This is a genomic window from Pseudomonas nitroreducens (assembly GCF_014204515.1).
Lineage (GTDB): Bacteria > Pseudomonadota > Gammaproteobacteria > Pseudomonadales > Pseudomonadaceae > Pseudomonas > Pseudomonas nitritireducens_A.
Window position 1 is genome coordinate 1 of sequence record NZ_JACHLI010000017.1, and the last position, 16456, is coordinate 16456.

The following is a 16456-nucleotide window of genomic DNA, read 5'->3' on the forward strand; positions in this document are numbered from 1 at the left end:
TCAGAAAACCGGCCAACGCCATATCCGCGGCGGGCGCGCCATGATTCGACGCATTCTGTACATGGCCGCCTGGTCGGTCATCCGTTGCCAGGACGATTTCTCCAAACGTTACCAGGGGATGCGCGATGCAGGCCGTAGCCCCAAGGTTGCCCTGGTCGCCTGCATGCGCGTGCTGATCGTGAGGCTCAACGCAATGGTCAGGGATGGCACTCAGTGGCGAACGGAGAATGGGTGAAAGACAGTTGCTCCTACCTGAATACCGTGCCAGGGCAATCCCTCTCCCCCGCCCTCTCCCTGAAGGGAGAGGGAGCTGTCTGTACCGGCTGACACCATCGTTTCAACCTGCACCGAACGGTCCCCTCTCCCTTCATGGGGGGGACGCCTAGTCAGAGGGTTAGGGAGAGGGAACATCCCAGGCACGGTCTGCCAGAGAAAGACAGTTGCTCCTACGCCTGGAGGCAAGCTGGGCGGATCAGGCTAGCCAGATCAGGCTGGCCTGACGGCCGGTGCGGGAACTGCGGCGGTAGGAGTAGAAGCGATCGGTGTCGGTGAAGGTGCAGAAATCCCCGCCGTAGACGGCTGTCACGCCTTTCGCTGCGAGGCGGATGCGCGCCAGCTCATAGATGTTGGCCATGAACTTGCCAGTATTGGCACTGGGGACGAACGCCCGCGCAGCTTCGGCGTGGTCCGCCAGGAAGGCTTCGCGCACTTCCGCCCCGACTTCGAACGCCTGCGGGCCGATGGACGGACCAAGCCAGACCAGCAGCTCAGCTGGGGCGATGCCCATGGCGTCCACGGTCGCCTCCAGCACGCCACCGGCCAGGCCGCGCCAGCCGGCATGGGCGCCCGCCACGCGGGTGCCGGCGCGGTCGCAGAACAGCGCCGGCAGGCAGTCGGCGGTCATGATGGTGCAGGCGACGCCGGGAGTGGCACTCCAGCTGGCATCGGCGGTGGCCACCACGCCGGGGTTGGCTTCAACCACGTCCAGGCCATGCACCTGGCTGAGCCAGGCGGGCTGGCAGCCCAGCTCGGCGGTCAGGCGGCGACGGTTCTCGGCCACGGCAGCCGGGTCATCACCGACGTGGTCACCCAGATTGAAACTGGTGAAAGGCTCGTCGCTGACGCCGCCGGCACGGGTGGTCACGCAGGCGCGGACATTCGCCGGAGCCGGCCAGTCGGGCGTCAGCCAGGAGGTCATACGAAGGACTCGTTGTCCTGCCGCAGCAGGCTCAGCAGCCAGGTGAAGTCATCCGGCAGCGGCGATTCCCACTTCATGCGCACGTTGGTGGCCGGATGATCCAGCTCCAGGAAACGTGCGTGCAGGGCCTGGCGCGGGAAATCACGCAGCGACTCGACCAGCGTCGGGCTGGCCCCCGGAGGAATGCGAAAGCGCCCGCCGTAGGTGGGGTCGCCCACCAGCGGGTGGCCGATATGCGTCATATGGACGCGGATCTGGTGGGTACGCCCGGTTTCCAGCTTCACCCGGGTGTGGGTGTGCGCACGGAAGCGCTCCAGCACGCGGTAATGGCTGATGGCGACCTTGCCGGTCTCGATCACTGCCATCTTCTGCCGCTGCACGCCGTGACGGCCGATCGGCGCGTCGACGGTGCCGCCGGCGAGGATCACACCGGTAACGATGGCCTCATAGATGCGGCTGACGCTGCGCGCCTGCAGCTGGGCGACCAGGTTGGTATGGGCTTCCAGGGTCTTGGCCACCACCATCAGGCCGGTGGTGTCCTTGTCCAGGCGGTGCACGATGCCGGCGCGCGGCACGTTGGCCAGGTGCGGCACGTGGTGCAGCAGCGCGTTGAGCAGGGTGCCGTCCTGGTGACCGGCGGCGGGATGGACCACCAGGCCGGTCGGCTTGTCGATGACCAGGATGTGATCGTCTTCATGGACGATGTCCAGCTCGATGTCCTGGGCGATCCATTCACCCTGGGCCTCCAGCTCGACTTCCAGCTCCAGTTGCGAGCCGGCATGGACGATGTCGCGCGGGCGCAGCACGGCACCGTCGACTTTGAGACGGCCGTCCTTGATCCAGCCAGCCAGGCGGGAACGGGAGTGGTCGGAGAAGAGCTGGGCGGCGACCTGATCGAGACGCTGGCCACCCAGATCGAACGGCACTTGCGCCGCGAGTTGGATCATATTGGACATGACGGGACACGAAGGGCGCACGGCCTTTTGGTTCGGCTGCGCGCTGTGGTTAAATACGGGGCCTTTGTCCCAGGGGTATCCCTGGGGCGCCAATCATAACAGACGGTTGCGGCCGCGACAGCCGACCGTCCAGGGACGCAACTCGCCATGCAAGTGAAACACCTGCTGCTGATCGCCACCCTCGCCTTTGTCACCGCCTGCTCCTCCAAGGGCGACAAGGTGGATGAGAACCTGAGCGAAAGCCAGCTGTACCAGCAGGCACAGGACGACCTCAACAACAAGAGCTACACCAACGCCGTTTCCAAGCTGAAGGCGCTGGAGTCCCGCTATCCGTTCGGCCGCTATGCCGAGCAGGCCCAGCTGGAACTGATCTACGCCAACTACAAGAACATGGAGCCCGAGGCCGCCCGCGCCGCCGCCGAGCGTTTCATCCGCCTGCACCCGCAACACCCGAACGTCGACTACGCCTACTACCTCAAGGGTCTGGCCTCCTTCGACCAGGACCGCGGCCTGCTGGCGCGCTTCCTGCCGCTGGACATGACCAAGCGCGACCCGGGCGCCGCCCGCGACTCGTTCAACGAGTTCGCCCAGTTGGTCAGCCGCTACCCCAACAGCCGCTACGCCCCGGACGCCAAGGCGCGCATGATCTACCTGCGCAACCTGCTGGCAGCCTATGAAGTGCACGTCGGCCACTACTACCTCAAGCGCCAGGCCTACGTTGCCGCCGCCAACCGTGGCCGCTACGTGGTCGAGAACTTCCAGGAAACCCCGGCCGTCGGCGATGGCCTGGCGATCATGGTCGAGGCCTACCAGCGCCTGGGCCTGAACGACCTGGCCGATTCCAGCCTGGAGACCCTCAAGGCCAACTACCCGGACAACCCCAGCCTCAAGGACGGCCAGTTCGTCCCGCGCGAGGACGAGGCCGACAACCGCTCCTGGCTGGCCAAGGCCACCCTGGGCCTGATCGAGACCAACGATGCCCCGCCGCACATGGAAACCCAGGCATCCAAGGACGTGATCAAGCAGTACGAGGACGCCGAGCAGCAGATCCCCGCCGAGCTCAAGCCCGAGAACCAGAGCGACGTGGAAGAGGAACAGCACGAAGCCGAAGGCAACGCCGGCAACAGCGACCGTTCCTGGTTCAGCTACATGACTTTCGGCATCTTCGACTGATCCGACAGGGTTCGACGAAAAAGGGAGGCTTCGGCCTCCCTTTTTCATGTTCGATGCCAGCGTTTTTCGCCAACGACCCTGACGGCGATCTGTGCGCCGTCGCCTGCCTTGGATAAACTGCCGCTCTTTGAGCACAAGGGATTGCCATGACCCGTCTGCTGTTCTGGATCGCCCTCTTCGCCCTCGGCTGGTGGCTGTGGCGCAAGGCTACCCGCCCGGCGCAGCCGGCAGGCAAGGCCAAGACCAAGGCCGACGAGCAGGCTGCGCCGATGGTCCGCTGCAGCCATTGCGGCGTGCACGTGCCACAGACCCATGCTCTGCAGGACGAGCAGAAGTGGTACTGCAGCCGCGCCCACCTCGAGCAGGACCACGCCGACCGTGGCCGCTGACGGCATCTCGCTGACCGGGCAGGGTCTGCGGATCCTGCGCCTGTACCACCTGTACCGCCTGACCATCGGCCTGGTGCTGGTCCTGCTGATCTCCAGCAACCTGGACGACGACATCCTGAAGCTGGCCCACCCCGGCCTGTTCCATGCCGGTTGCTGGGTCTACCTGGTCCTCAACATCCTCATCGCGGTGCTGATGCCGACCCCGCGCCAGCTGCTGCCGCTGTTCATCCTCGCGGCACTGGACGTGATCCTGCTCAGCGCGCTGTTCTATACCGCCGGCGGCATTCCCAGCGGCATCGGCAACCTGATGGTGGTGGCGGTGGCCATCGCCAACATCCTGCTGCGCGGGCGCATCGGCCTGCTGATCGCCGCCATCGCCTCGATCGGCCTGATCTACCTGACCTTCTACCTGAGCCTGAGCCAACCCACCGCGATCAACCACTACGTCCAGGCCGGCGGCCTGGGCGCGCTGAGCTTCGCCTCGGCGCTGCTGATCCAGGCCCTGGCGCGGCGCCAGCAGGTGGTGGAGAACATTGCCGAGCAGCGGGCGACTACGGTCGCCAACCTGGAAGAACTCAACGCCCTGATCCTGCAGCGTATGCGCACCGGCATCCTGGTGCTCGGCGATCGCCACCGCGTGCTGCTGGCCAACCAGAGCGCCACCGCCCTGCTCGGCGGCCACGAGCTGGCCGGGCACTCGCTCGCCCAGTACAGCCCGCAGCTGGTCACCAGCCTGCAGCAATGGCAGCAGAACCCCGCCCTGCGTCCGCCGAGCCTGCAGCCGCTGGAGTCCGGACCGACCGTGCAGCCGAGCTTCATTCCGCTGCGACGCGGCGACGAACAGCACATCCTGATGTTCCTCGAAGACATCTCGCAGATCGCCCAGCAGGCGCAGCAGCTCAAGCTCGCCGCCCTCGGCCGGCTGACCGCCGGCATCGCCCACGAGATCCGCAATCCGCTGGGCGCCATCAGCCACGCCGCCCAGCTGCTGCTGGAATCCGAGGAACTGGACGCGCCGGACCGGCGCCTGACACAGATCATCCAGGACCAGTCGCGGCGCATGAACCTGGTCATCGAGAACGTCCTGCAGCTGTCGCGTCGGCGCCAGTCCGAGCCGCAGCTGCTCGACCTGAAATACTGGCTGCACCGCTTCGCCGGTGAACTGCGCGAGAGCCACCGCGAAGGCCAGAAGCTGCATGTCGAGACCGGTCCGGGCACGGTGCAGACGCGCATGGACCCGCACCAGTTGACCCAGGTTCTGACCAACCTGGTGCAGAATGGGTTACGGTACAGCACGCAGAAGCACGGCATCGGCCAGGTCTGGCTGCGACTATTCCGTGACAGCGAGACCGACCTGCCCGTCCTCGAAGTCCTCGATGACGGGCCCGGCATCACCGGCGAACAACGGGGGAAGCTGTTCGAACCGTTCTTCACCACTGAAAGCAAGGGCACAGGCCTTGGCCTGTACATCTCCCGCGAGCTGTGCGAAAGCAACCAGGCTCGACTGGATTACAAGACGCGTGACGAAGGGGGCAGCTGCTTTCGCATCACCTTCGCCCACCCGCGCAAACAAAGCTAAGAAGACGCAAATCGCATGAGCCGTCAAAAAGCCCTGATCGTCGACGACGAACCCGATATCCGCGAACTGCTGGAAATCACCCTCGGCCGCATGAAGCTGGACACCCGCAGTGCGCGCAACGTCAAGGAAGCCCGCGACTTCCTGGCCCGCGAGCCGTTCGACTTCTGCCTGACCGACATGCGCCTGCCCGACGGCACCGGGCTGGACCTGGTGCAGTACATCCAGCAGCGCCACCCGCAGATGCCGGTCGCCATGATCACCGCCTTCGGCAGCCTGGACACCGCCGTGCAGGCGCTCAAGGCCGGCGCTTTCGACTTCCTCACCAAGCCGGTGGACCTCGGCCGCCTGCGCGAGTTGGTGAATTCCGCCCTGCGCCTGCGCTCGCCGGAAGCCGAAGAGGCGCCGGTGGACAGCCGGTTGCTGGGCGACTCGCCGCCCATGCGCACCCTGCGCAACCAGGTGGGCAAACTGGCGCGCAGCCAGGCGCCGGTGTACATCAGCGGCGAATCGGGCAGCGGCAAGGAACTGGTGGCCCGCCTGATCCACGAGCAAGGCCCGCGGGAGACCAGCACCTTCGTCCCGGTGAACTGCGGCGCCATCCCTTCCGAGCTGATGGAAAGCGAATTCTTCGGCCACAAGAAAGGCAGCTTTACCGGTGCGGTGGAGGAAAAGCTCGGCCTGTTCCAGGCCGCCAACGGTGGCACGCTGTTCCTCGACGAAGTCGCAGACCTGCCGCTGCCGATGCAGGTCAAGCTGTTGCGTGCCATCCAGGAAAAGGCCGTGCGCGCCGTGGGTGGCCAGCAGGAAGTCTCGGTGGACGTGCGCATCCTCAGCGCCACCCACAAGGACCTGGCCGCAGAAGTCGCCGCCGGCCGCTTCCGCCAGGACCTCTACTACCGCCTGAACGTCATCGAGCTGCGGGTGCCGCCGCTGCGCGAGCGCCGCGAGGACATCCCTCTGCTCACCGACCGCGTGCTCAAGCGCCTGGCCGGTGACAGCGGGCTGGCTGCCGCGGCGGTCAGCCCCGACGCCCTGGAAAAGCTCAAGAGCTACCGCTTCCCCGGCAACGTGCGTGAACTGGAGAACATGCTGGAGCGCGCCTACACGCTCTGCGAGAACGATGTCATCCAGCCCCACGACCTGCGCCTGGCCGAGGCCAGCGGCGCGGATGCCGGCGGTGAAGCCAGCCTGGCGCAGATCGACAACCTCGAGGACTACCTCGAGGACATCGAGCGCAAGCTGATCATGCAGGCCCTGGAAGAAACCCGCTGGAACCGCACCGCCGCGGCGCAGCGCCTGGGGCTGACCTTCCGTTCCATGCGCTACCGCCTGAAGAAACTGGGGATCGATTGATCCCCGGCCAACCTCAGACGATGGGCGTCGCCACCAGACGCCCTGCTGGCGCGTAGGGCGCCGCCTCGATGATCGGCGCGCGTTTCTGCATCAGGTCCGCCAGCAACTGGCAGGATGCCGGTGCCAGCACCAGACCGTTGCGGTAATGCCCGGTGTTCAACCACAGGCCGCGATGGCCGGGCACCTCACCAATGAAAGGAATGCCTTGTGGCGATCCCGGGCGCAGCCCCGCCCAGTGATTCACCGGCTCTCTGCCCGCCAGCGCGGGAATCAGTTCCTCCGCCGAGGCGCGCAGACTGCTCAGCGCCTCATCCGACGGCGTCTTGTCGAAGCCCGCATGCTCCAGGGTGCTGCCGATCAGGATGTGCCCGTCGCGACGCGGAATCGCGTAGCGCCCCTTCGCCAGGACCATGCTGGAAAGAAAATCGGGGGCACAGCGGTAGAGGATCATCTGCCCCTTGACCGGTTCCACCGACAGCTCGAGGCCGAGCTGCGCCAGGATGCGGCCACTCCAGGCGCCGGCAGCCAGCACCACGGCATCCGCACTGAAATCCCCCTGCGCCGTGCGCACGCCGCGAATCTGATCGCCGGCCTGAACGAAGCCGGTCACCTCGACCTGCTCGTGCACGCTGACATTCGGCAGACGTACCAGCGCCTCGCGCAACGCCTTGGCCAGGCGCGGGTTGCGCACATTGGCCACGCCCGACATGTACACGGCGCGCTCGAAGCCCTGCCCCAGTACCGGGACGGCTTCGTGCACAGCATTGATAGCGACCTCCGATAACGGACGGCCGTTGGACTTTGCCCAGGCCAGGGCTGCGGCCTGGTCGTCCAGGTCCAGCCAGTAGAGGCCGGTGACGTGCACTTGCGGATCGAGGCCAGTGTCGGCGAGCAGGCGCTCGCCCAGCAGCGGGTAGAAGTCCTGCGACCAGTGCGCCAGGTTGGCCACTGCCGCGCTGTAGCGCCACGGATAGAGCGGCGAGACGATGCCACCGCCGGCCCAGGAAGCCTCGCGCCCGGTCTCGCCGCGCTCCAGCAACACCACCTCGGCGCCCGCCTGCCCCAAGGTCCAGGCAGACAGCATGCCGACTACCCCACCACCCACCACGATCACATCCGGCATACCACGCCCACCACTGAAGGAAATCCAAGGCCAATCGCCAGCCGCACACTATACCGGGCAACCCCCCACGACGGAGCAAGACAGAAGTCGGTGCGGCATCGGACCACTCCTACAAGCGCCATCGAACATGACCAAGGGCATCCGCCCCCTGCCATCCGATACTTCCCGGCACCTACTTCCAGCGGAAATTCGCCATGTCGCGAAACCGTGGCGTCACCCTCGTCGAACTGCTGTTCGCCCTCGCGATCCTCGCCATCGCCGTGGCCATCGCCACGCCATCCCTGGGCGAGTTGCTGAACAACCACCGGGCCAGCACCGCCACCCAGGACCTGCGCAGCGCACTGGATTTCGCCCGCGAGTCCGCCGTACACAGCGGACAATCCACCAGCATCGCCCCGCTCGACGGCGACTGGAACTCAGGCTGGGAGGTCTACCCCGACCCGGACAACCGCGGCCAGCGCCAGCCGCAGAACGCCCCGCTCATCGCCCACGGGCCGCTGGGAATCCGCCGGATCCAGACCGACACCCTTTCGCGCCGCTACATCCACTTCACCCCGCGCGGCAACAGCATCCAACCCAACGGCGCGCTCCACGCCGGCACCCTCACCCTCTGCGGTGACGGCAGCCGCAGTTTCCGCATCATCCTCAACAAGGTCGGCCGCATCCGCACGGAGAGCGGCACGACCGACGCCCTCTGTCCCCGCTGACCGACCTCTCACTTGCTCTGCGATGGGTTTCACACATCCTTCACCGCGGTGACCGGATATCGCCGTATCGCGAACGGTCATCCATAGAAATAGGACATTTCTTACAAGAACGGGCAGCATTGCCGCTATCGAAAATGTGAGGAATGCGCCTATGTCGCGGCCCAAGGCATCGGCGGGGTTTACGCTGATCGAGTTGATGATTGTGGTGGTCCTGGTGGCGATCTTCGCGTCCATCGCCCTGCCCAGCTTCCAGACGCTCATCCGCAACAACCGCACGGAAAGCGCGGCGAACGAACTGTTCGCACTATTGCAGTATGCGCGCAGCGAAGCGGTGACCCGCAGCCTGTCCGTCACGGCCACCGCCGCCAACGGCAGCTGGGTGATTGCCCAGGGCAGCACCTCCCTGCGTTCGATGACGGTTCCGGCCTCCCCTATGGGCATTAATCCGAACAGCGTCACGCTGACGTTCTATTCCAACGGAACCGCCTCCAGCAACACCGATATCTATGTCTGCCAGGACAGCAATGCTGCCAGCGGCTACCTCATCTCGGTCAAGGTGACCGGCATGGTCAAGATCTGGCCGCGCGGCAAGAGCAGCGCCAGTGCGTCCCTGGGGAGCTGCGGATGATGAACAATCAGCCTAAACACCAGACAGGCTTCAGCATGATCGAAGTCCTCGTCGCCCTCCTGCTTATCTGCATAGGCGTGCTGGGTATGGTGGCCATGCAGGGGCGAACCATCCAGTACAACGTCGATGCCACACAGCGCAGCAATGCCGCCATGCTCGCCAACGAGCTGCTGGAGACCATGCGCAGCAATCGCGACCAGGTTTACAGCTCCACCAACAGCCTCAACGGCAGCTCCCCCTACTTCAAGCTGGATAGCGCGTCCTATCCAACGGCCCTGGCCGCCAACGAGTGCCAGCCTCTGCCGCCCAACTCCAACGCTGCCAAGCAACTCAGCTGCTGGCTGACCCGTGTTCGGCAGATTCTTCCCGATGCGGGCTCGCTGGGCAGCGAAGTACACGTCTGCCAGGCCGGCGACTCCATAGGCACCTGCGGCACCTCCGGACGGGGTGTGGAGATCCAGCTCGCCTGGCGCGTGAAGGACGGCGAATGCCTGGATACTTCCAGCGCAGCCGGGTCCGATGGAACCATTTGCCACTACCGGATTCGGGCGGAAATCTGACATGCGCATCCTCGCCAAGGCCCAGGCCGGCCTGTCCATGATCGAACTGATGGTCGCCCTGGCTATCAGCAGCTTCCTGGTACTGGGGATTACCCAGCTCTACGTGGATAACAAGAACAGTTTCCTGTTCAACACCGCGCAGATCGAGAACCAGGAGAACAGTCGCTATACCTTCATGATCCTCGATCAGGAGCTGAGCAAGATCGGTTACCGTCGGCGCCCCGATCAGAGTTTCGAGGCAGCCTTCCCCGCCGTCAGCAGCGGCGCTCCCTCAGGCTGCAGCTTCAGCGCCGGGCAAACCATCGCTCTGCCCAGCAGCGGCGGCGGCCTGTGCATCCGTTACCAACCGCGCGACGGCAACGAAAGAGACTGTCTGGGTAACCTGCCGACCAGCAGCGCTGTTCCGAGTACGCCCTATACCAGCGCTACGCTGACGATCATGGAGAAGTTCACCGTCGATGCCAGCGGCAACCTGCTGTGCGCCGTTGGCAGCAACGCGGCGCAGACCATTCTCAGCGGTGTGTCGGATATCCAGTTCGAATATGGCGTGGGCCCGGCGACCACCGATCGCCTGGTGGAAACCTACACTGCCACTCCCGGTGCCCTGCCGATCCGCTCGATCCGCTACTCGGCGCTGATGGCCAGCAGCCTCAACGTGCGCAAGGGTGGCGACAGCCTGACGCTGTCGCAATGGAAGACCCGCTATCCCTCTTCCACTCCCAATACCAGTTCGAGCTTCGACAGCGGCCAACTGTTCCAGGTCGCCCAGGGCACCATCACGTTCAGGAATCTTCTGCAATGACAGCCTCCCGCCACGCGCAACAGGGCGCGATCCTGTTTGTCTCGCTGATCATCCTGCTGGTGGTGTCGCTGCTGGCCATTTCCAGCGTCCGCCAGTCCACTCTGGAGTCACGTATCACCGGCAGCGTGATCGAGGAGAAGCGCCTGTTCAACGGCGCCGAATCCGGACTGCGCAACACCGAAGCGACCATCGCCACCTCGATGCTACCGCCCGACCGCTGTGCCACCACCATCGTGCTGCCCTGCCTATGGACCAAAACGCCTACCTATACGCAGGACTTCAGTGACGGCCTGGCCTACACAGGCAAGGGCACCTACCCCGCTGCCACCTCGGGCATCGACACCAGTGTCAGCCGCTACATGATTTCCGCTCCTACGGGAGATGCTGCCGGCCAGACCATGAATCCCGAATACGGGAACATGCTGCTGGGTACGGGCACCTTCATGTACGAAGTGAACAGCCGCGCCTCCAGCAACGGGCGCCAGGTTCCGGTGCGCTCGGTAATGGCGCGCGTATTCAACAACTGACTCCAGGCCCGACTATGAAGAACCCGACCCGCTTCTCGGCCAAGCTGCACCTGGCCACCCTGTTCGGCCTGGCGCTCGCATCCTGCGTAGCTCGCGCGGATGTGGACATCTCCAACACCCCAGTATTCGTCAACGACTCCGTTCCTCCGCTGAACATGCTGGTGATGGGGCGTGACCACAAGCTCTACTACGAGGCCTACAACGACGCCTCGGACCTCAACGGTGACGGCATTCTCGACGTGGGCTACAAGGGCTACCTGAGCAAGGCCAACGGTGGCATCGACTACTATGGCTACTTCAACTCCTACGCCTGCTACGACTACACCGACGGCAAGTTCGTCCCGTCAGTGGCGACCACCAACAAGCAGTGCACCGGCAAGTGGAGCGGCGACTTCCTGAATTACCTGGCAACCTCGCGCATGGATGCCCTGCGCAAGGTGCTGTACGGCGGATTCCGGGTCGAGGACACCACCACATCTACCGTGCTGCAGGCAGCCTACATCCCCCAGGACGCGCATACCTGGGGCAAGGAATATCTGAGCGCCGACCACGACGGCTATCAGATCAGCAGCTACACCCCGTTATCGCAGCCCGTACCAGGCTACCGCCACCTGTTCGCAGTGACTTCGCTCACTCAGGACACCGGTATTCCGCAGTTGCGCACCCTGACCAATACCACCTTCCGCATCTGGAACTGGGTTTCCAAGGAGCGCCCGGTAGCTGGCTCGGATTGCGTGAACAGTTCAGGCAGCACCGTGGCCTGTACCAGCGGCGGACCGAGCAACTCCTGGGCTCTGGTGCCGGCTGACCAATTGTCCAACCTGACCTGGACGATATGGAAAGACAGCGTCGCCACCTCCAATAACAAATCGTCGATGGATACGCTGTTCGGTGCCGCGTACAGCAATAACAGCACGCGTTGCGGCAACGGCACCCTGCCGTTCAGCAACTTCAACACCGGTCAGAACTTCACCAACCCCTGGACGGGCTCGCGCAACAACAACTGTACGCAGGATTCCTTCCACACCGAGATACTCGGCACCCTGACACCCTCATTGACCGGAAACTACGAGTTTTCGGTGGACGGTGACGACGCAGTGGAGTTCCAGATCAACGGCAGCGTCGTCGCTTCGGCCTATGGCGATCACGGCGCTACGGGCGCGGGTGGCAGCGGCACCACCACCAGCGTTTACCTAACCGCCGGCCAGTCGTACACAATCAAGTATCGTCACGAAGAGAACGGCGGCGACGCCAGCTTCTACCTGTACTGGAAGACCCCGGCCAGCGGTACCAGCGCCATGGTTGACCGCAACATCAAGGTAGTGGCCTGCCCGAGCGATGCCACCCTCCGCGAAAGCAACTGCACCGCCTATGGTCAGAGCGGAGTGAAGCCGACCGGGATCCTCCACGACTACGGCGCCGCCAACAAGATGTACTTCGGCCTGCTTACCGGCTCCTTCCAGAACAACATCAGCGGCGGCGTTCTGCGCAGCAAGATCCAGAGCTTCGTCAAGGAATACAACACCGCGACCGGCCAGTTCTGCTCCTCGGGCAACAACATCTGTACCAACAGCGATGCGGTCACCAACGGTATCGTGGCCACCATCAACAAGCTGCGCATCATCGACTTCAGCTACAGCAGCCAATCCTATGGTTGCGGCTGGATCACCGACCGACCGGTCTCCCAGAGCGACACCTGCTACATGTGGGGCAACCCGATCGGCGAGATGATGTATGAGACCCTGCGCTACTTCTCCGGCGCCACCGCGCCCACCAGCTCGTACGATTACGGCAGCGGTTCGAGCAAGGACGCAGACCTGGGCCTGCCCCGCATCGGCACCTGGACCCCGCCCTATCGCTCCAGCACCAACACCTCGGGCTATCCGCTGTGCTCTGTGCCGGCGATGACGGTCATCAGCGACATCAACCCGTCCTATGACTTCAAATTACCAGGCAGCAACTGGTCCACTGCGGTTTCCGCGCCGTCCAGCGGACCTCTGGCAGGACTGAACGTTTCCACCGAGGCCGACGCCATCTGGGCCAAGGAGGGTGGCGGCAGTCGCAGCATTTTCATCGGTGAGTCCAATGGCGTGGTCGACAACGCCCCAACGCCCAAGAGCGTGGTCAACCTCTCCACCGTGCGCGGCCTCGCCCCCGAAGAGCCGAGCAAGCAAGGTACCTACTACTCGGCCGCGGTCGCCCATTACGGCGCGCGTACCGAAATCGGTGGAACCAAGAAGGTCCTGACCTACGCGGTGGCCCTCGCCTCGCCGCTGCCAACCATCAAGTTCCCGGTAACCAGTAGCGGAACCACCAGCATCGTCACTGTGGTCCCCTTTGCGAAATCCGTAGGCGGTAGCGGCATCAGCGCGACGGCGAACTTCCAGCCTACCGACCAGATCGTCGACTACTACGTGGAGACCTTCGCCAATACCTCGCCCTCCTGCAACGGCGGTACCGTCAGCATCGTCAGCGATTGCGACGCGACGGTGAACGGTGGACGCCCCTACGCCAAGTTCCGTATCAACTACGAGGACGTGGAACAGGGTGCAGACCACGACATGGATGCCATCGCCGTCTATGAGCTGCTGGTCAACGCCCAAGGCAAGCTGGTCATCAACATGACCTCCGAATACGCTGCCGGTGGTATCGACCAGCACATGGGCTATGTCATCTCGGGCACTACCCGCGATGGCATCTACCTGGAGGTAAAAGACCAGGGCGGTTCCAACGTGGCTTACAAGCTGGACACCCCGGCGAACCAGGCTCCGGGCTACTGCAACGTATCCAGCAAACCGTCGGAGTGCACCCTGACCGCATTGAACTCCAGCCGGACCTTCGACATTTCCGGCAACGCGGCCGCCTCCTTCCTGCAGAACCCGCTGTGGTACGCAGCGAAGTATGGGACCACCTCGGCCAACCCGGATGCCGACGGCGACGGCGTGCCGGACAACTACTTCCTGGTGACCAACGCCCTGACCCTGAAGGAACAGCTGAACAAGGCGTTCAACGACATCTACCAGCGCAACAGCTCGGTCTCGGCCCCCACCGTGGACCGCATGCAGGCCGGCGCCTCAGTGGCCGACGATCGCTCGGTGTATCGCACCAACTTCAAGGTGGAAGATTGGTCGGGAGACCTGATCAAGGAAACCGTCAGTCCGGTGGATGGCAGTCGCACGGTCAACTGGCACGCTACTGTGCCGACCAGCCGGAGCATCAAGTTCAAGGGCTCCTCCGGCTCGCTGGTCGACCTGACCTACGCCAACCTGGCTGGCATCTCCTACAACGGTACTTCGCTGCAAGGCACGCTGACTCAGGGCCAACTGAGCTATGTGCTCGGTTCGCGGACCGGTGAAGGCACCGATTATCGCCGCCGCGACTCGCTGCTCGGCGACATCGTCAACTCCAGCGTCGCCGTGGTTTCCGGCGCGCAGTACCTGGCCTACCTGGCGGGCAGCATCGACGGGGGCTACACCAAGTACCAGACCTTCATCACTGCCAAGAGGAATCGCGCCAAGCGCATTTACGTGGGCGCCAACGACGGCATGCTGCACGTGTTCGATGACAATGGTGCCGAAGTCTTCGCCTACGTACCTCGCGCCGTCATTCCCAACCTGCAATATCTCAGCAGCCGCGACTACACCGCCGCGCAACACCGCTGGTATGTAGACGGCGCCCTCACCGTGCGCGATGTGTACTTCGACGATGACTGGCATACCGTACTGATCGGCAACCTGGGTGCCGGCGGCCGCTCGGTGTTTGCCCTGGACATCACCGACCCTGGCAACATCTCGCTGCTCTGGGAGTTCAGTGAAGAAACCGCGGCCAGCAAGGACAGCACCAATACCAACCTGAGCAACATGGGTTACAGCATCCCCACCCCGGTCGTCGCTCGCCTGCACAGCGGCCAGTGGGGTGTACTCATCCCCAACGGCTACAACAGCCCGAACAACGGCAGCGGCAAGGCGGTGATGTTCGTCCTCGACATCAAGACCGGAGCGGTGCTGAAGACTCTGGTCGGCCAAGGTGCTGCCGGCACCAACGGCTTGTCCAGCATTCGTGGCGCCGACAACAACGGCGACGGCATCATCGACTACGCCTACGCCGGCGACCTGCAGGGCAACCTGTGGCGCTTCGACCTGCTCGACACCAACTCGGCCACGCCGTTCGCCAGTACCACGGTTGCAGCCTCGACTTTCAAGGTGTCCTTCGGCGGCACGCCGCTGTTTACCGCGAAAGACGGCGCCACCAGCTCCGCCGTCGCACAGCCGATCACGGCGCCGCCGTCGCTGGTCCGCCATCCGTCGCTGACCGGGTATCTGGTCATTTTCGGTACCGGCCGCTACCTGGGCACGACCGACAAGACGTCGCCATTCCAGGTGCAGTCGCTGTACGGCGTCTGGGATAAACAGACGGCAGGAGAAGCGGCGGCCACCACGCCATCGCTGACCCGCGCCAACCTGCAGGTGCAATCCTTTACTTCGCAGGTCAACGGTGCATCCTTCAGCAATCCGGACAGCTCCACCTCGGTCAGCCAGGATATTCGCCTGCTGAGCCAGACAGCGGTGGACTGGACAACCAAGAGTGGCTGGTACCTGGACTGGCGCGTCGGCACCACCGGCGCGGCAGTGGTTGGCGAACGGGTGGTCGACGAAATGGCTGCCCGCGGCCAGGTGCTCTTCGTCAATACCCGGACACCCAACCTGGATGTCTGCCAGGCCGGGGTGGAGGGCTGGTCCTACGGCATCGATCCGTTCACCGGTGGACGCTCCAGCTTCAATGTGTTCGACTTCAACCAGAACTCGAAGATAGACAGCGGCGATGCCTATACCAGCGGCAACACCAGCAGCGTGGTCAGCGGCTACAAGACTCCAGCTGGCGGTTCGGCGCTTTCTGGCGACTTGCGCTTCACCTCCGATGGCGCCCCGATGAAGGTCAACTTCGGTCCGGAATCCACCGGTCGTCAGTCCTGGCGCGTGATCCCACAAGGCAATTGAGAGAAGAGGCAGTATCCATGACAGCGCAACGTGGCTTCACGCTGATCGAGCTGATGATCACCGTGGTGATCATCTCGATCCTGGCGGCCATCGCCTACCCGAGCTACCAGCAGTACATCCTGCGCGGCAACCGTGCCGAAGGGCAGGCGCTGCTCAACGATGCCGCTGCCCGCCAGGAGCGTTACTTCGCACAGAACAACGCCTACACCAACGACCTGAGCAAGCTGAACATGCGCAACAGCAGCGGCAGCGGCACCACCGCCACCGTACAGTCTGATACCGGTCTCTACGCCCTGACCCTGAGCACAACCGCCGCCAACTCCGGTGGTTATCTGTTGACCGCCACGCCTCGCAAGGCTCCGCAGACGTCGGATAGCAAGTGCACCACGCTGACCCTTAATGCGCTGGGGACCAAGGGCTCTTCAGGCTCGGCCGCCGCCGCCGACTGCTGGAAGTAATTCCTG

General features: G+C 64.1%; 15 protein-coding genes. 12 read left to right on the forward strand and 3 right to left on the reverse strand.

Features of this window, described 5'->3' with window-relative positions:
• Positions 1–235, forward strand: a 235-nt coding sequence (locus HNP46_RS19865; protein WP_184592319.1) for a transposase, incomplete at its 5' end; no start/stop codon positions are given.
• A 237-nt stretch (positions 236–472) separates the two neighbouring features.
• Here HNP46_RS19865 and pgeF read toward each other — a convergent pair.
• Entirely contained in the window at positions 473–1198 is a 726-nt protein-coding gene (gene pgeF / locus HNP46_RS19870; protein ID WP_184592321.1) for a peptidoglycan editing factor PgeF, read from the reverse strand.
• A complete protein-coding gene (gene rluD / locus HNP46_RS19875; protein WP_184592323.1) occupies positions 1195–2154 on the reverse strand; it encodes a 23S rRNA pseudouridine(1911/1915/1917) synthase RluD in 960 nt (319 codons plus the stop codon). The genes pgeF and rluD overlap by 4 nt, the downstream gene beginning before the upstream one ends.
• A 147-nt stretch (positions 2155–2301) precedes the next feature.
• Here rluD and HNP46_RS19880 point away from each other — a divergent pair, with 147 nt between their 5' ends.
• The 4 genes from HNP46_RS19880 (at position 2302) to HNP46_RS19895 (ending at position 6648) form a co-directional block, all read left to right on the forward strand.
• Positions 2302–3327, forward strand: a complete 1026-nt coding sequence (locus HNP46_RS19880) for an outer membrane protein assembly factor BamD (RefSeq protein WP_184592325.1) — start codon at positions 2302–2304, stop codon at positions 3325–3327.
• A 146-nt stretch (positions 3328–3473) separates the two neighbouring features.
• Positions 3474–3716 (forward strand): PP0621 family protein, encoded by a 243-nt coding sequence (locus tag HNP46_RS19885; RefSeq protein WP_184592327.1) that lies wholly within the window; start codon positions 3474–3476, stop codon positions 3714–3716.
• On the forward strand, positions 3706–5295 hold the full coding sequence (locus HNP46_RS19890) for a sensor histidine kinase (RefSeq protein WP_184592329.1): 1590 nt from the start codon (positions 3706–3708) through the stop codon (positions 5293–5295). The genes HNP46_RS19885 and HNP46_RS19890 overlap by 11 nt, the downstream gene beginning before the upstream one ends.
• Positions 5296–5310: 15 nt before the next feature.
• Positions 5311–6648: a sigma-54-dependent transcriptional regulator gene (locus tag HNP46_RS19895; RefSeq protein WP_184592331.1), complete on the forward strand. Its 1338-nt coding sequence runs from the start codon at positions 5311–5313 to the stop codon at positions 6646–6648.
• Positions 6649–6661: 13 nt separating this feature from the next.
• Here HNP46_RS19895 and thiO read toward each other — a convergent pair whose 3' ends face one another.
• Positions 6662–7771, reverse strand: a complete 1110-nt coding sequence (gene thiO, locus HNP46_RS19900) for a glycine oxidase ThiO (protein WP_184592333.1) — start codon at positions 7769–7771, stop codon at positions 6662–6664.
• Between the two features lie 194 nt (positions 7772–7965).
• Between thiO and HNP46_RS19905 the strand changes: the two genes are divergently transcribed.
• From HNP46_RS19905 to HNP46_RS19935, 7 genes are all read left to right on the forward strand, one after another.
• The gene (locus HNP46_RS19905; RefSeq protein WP_184592336.1) at positions 7966–8478 is read left to right on the forward strand and encodes a GspH/FimT family pseudopilin; all 513 of its coding nucleotides are present in this window, start codon (positions 7966–7968) and stop codon (positions 8476–8478) included.
• Positions 8479–8629: 151 nt separating this feature from the next.
• Entirely contained in the window at positions 8630–9106 is a 477-nt protein-coding gene (locus HNP46_RS19910) for a GspH/FimT family pseudopilin (RefSeq protein ID WP_184592338.1), read from the forward strand.
• Entirely contained in the window at positions 9106–9666 is a 561-nt protein-coding gene (gene pilV, locus HNP46_RS19915; RefSeq protein WP_184592340.1) for a type IV pilus modification protein PilV, read from the forward strand. Before HNP46_RS19910 ends, pilV begins: the two co-directional genes overlap by 1 nt.
• A gap of 1 nt (position 9667) precedes the next feature.
• Entirely contained in the window at positions 9668–10468 is an 801-nt protein-coding gene (locus HNP46_RS19920; protein ID WP_184592343.1) for a prepilin-type N-terminal cleavage/methylation domain-containing protein, read from the forward strand.
• A complete protein-coding gene (locus HNP46_RS19925) occupies positions 10465–10995 on the forward strand; it encodes a pilus assembly PilX family protein (RefSeq protein ID WP_184592345.1) in 531 nt (176 codons plus the stop codon). The genes HNP46_RS19920 and HNP46_RS19925 overlap by 4 nt, the downstream gene beginning before the upstream one ends.
• A 14-nt stretch (positions 10996–11009) precedes the next feature.
• Entirely contained in the window at positions 11010–15992 is a 4983-nt protein-coding gene (locus HNP46_RS19930; RefSeq protein WP_184592347.1) for a PilC/PilY family type IV pilus protein, read from the forward strand.
• Between the two features lie 17 nt (positions 15993–16009).
• The gene (locus HNP46_RS19935) at positions 16010–16450 is read left to right on the forward strand and encodes a type IV pilin protein (RefSeq protein WP_184592349.1); all 441 of its coding nucleotides are present in this window, start codon (positions 16010–16012) and stop codon (positions 16448–16450) included.
• Positions 16451–16456: the final 6 nt, after the last annotated feature.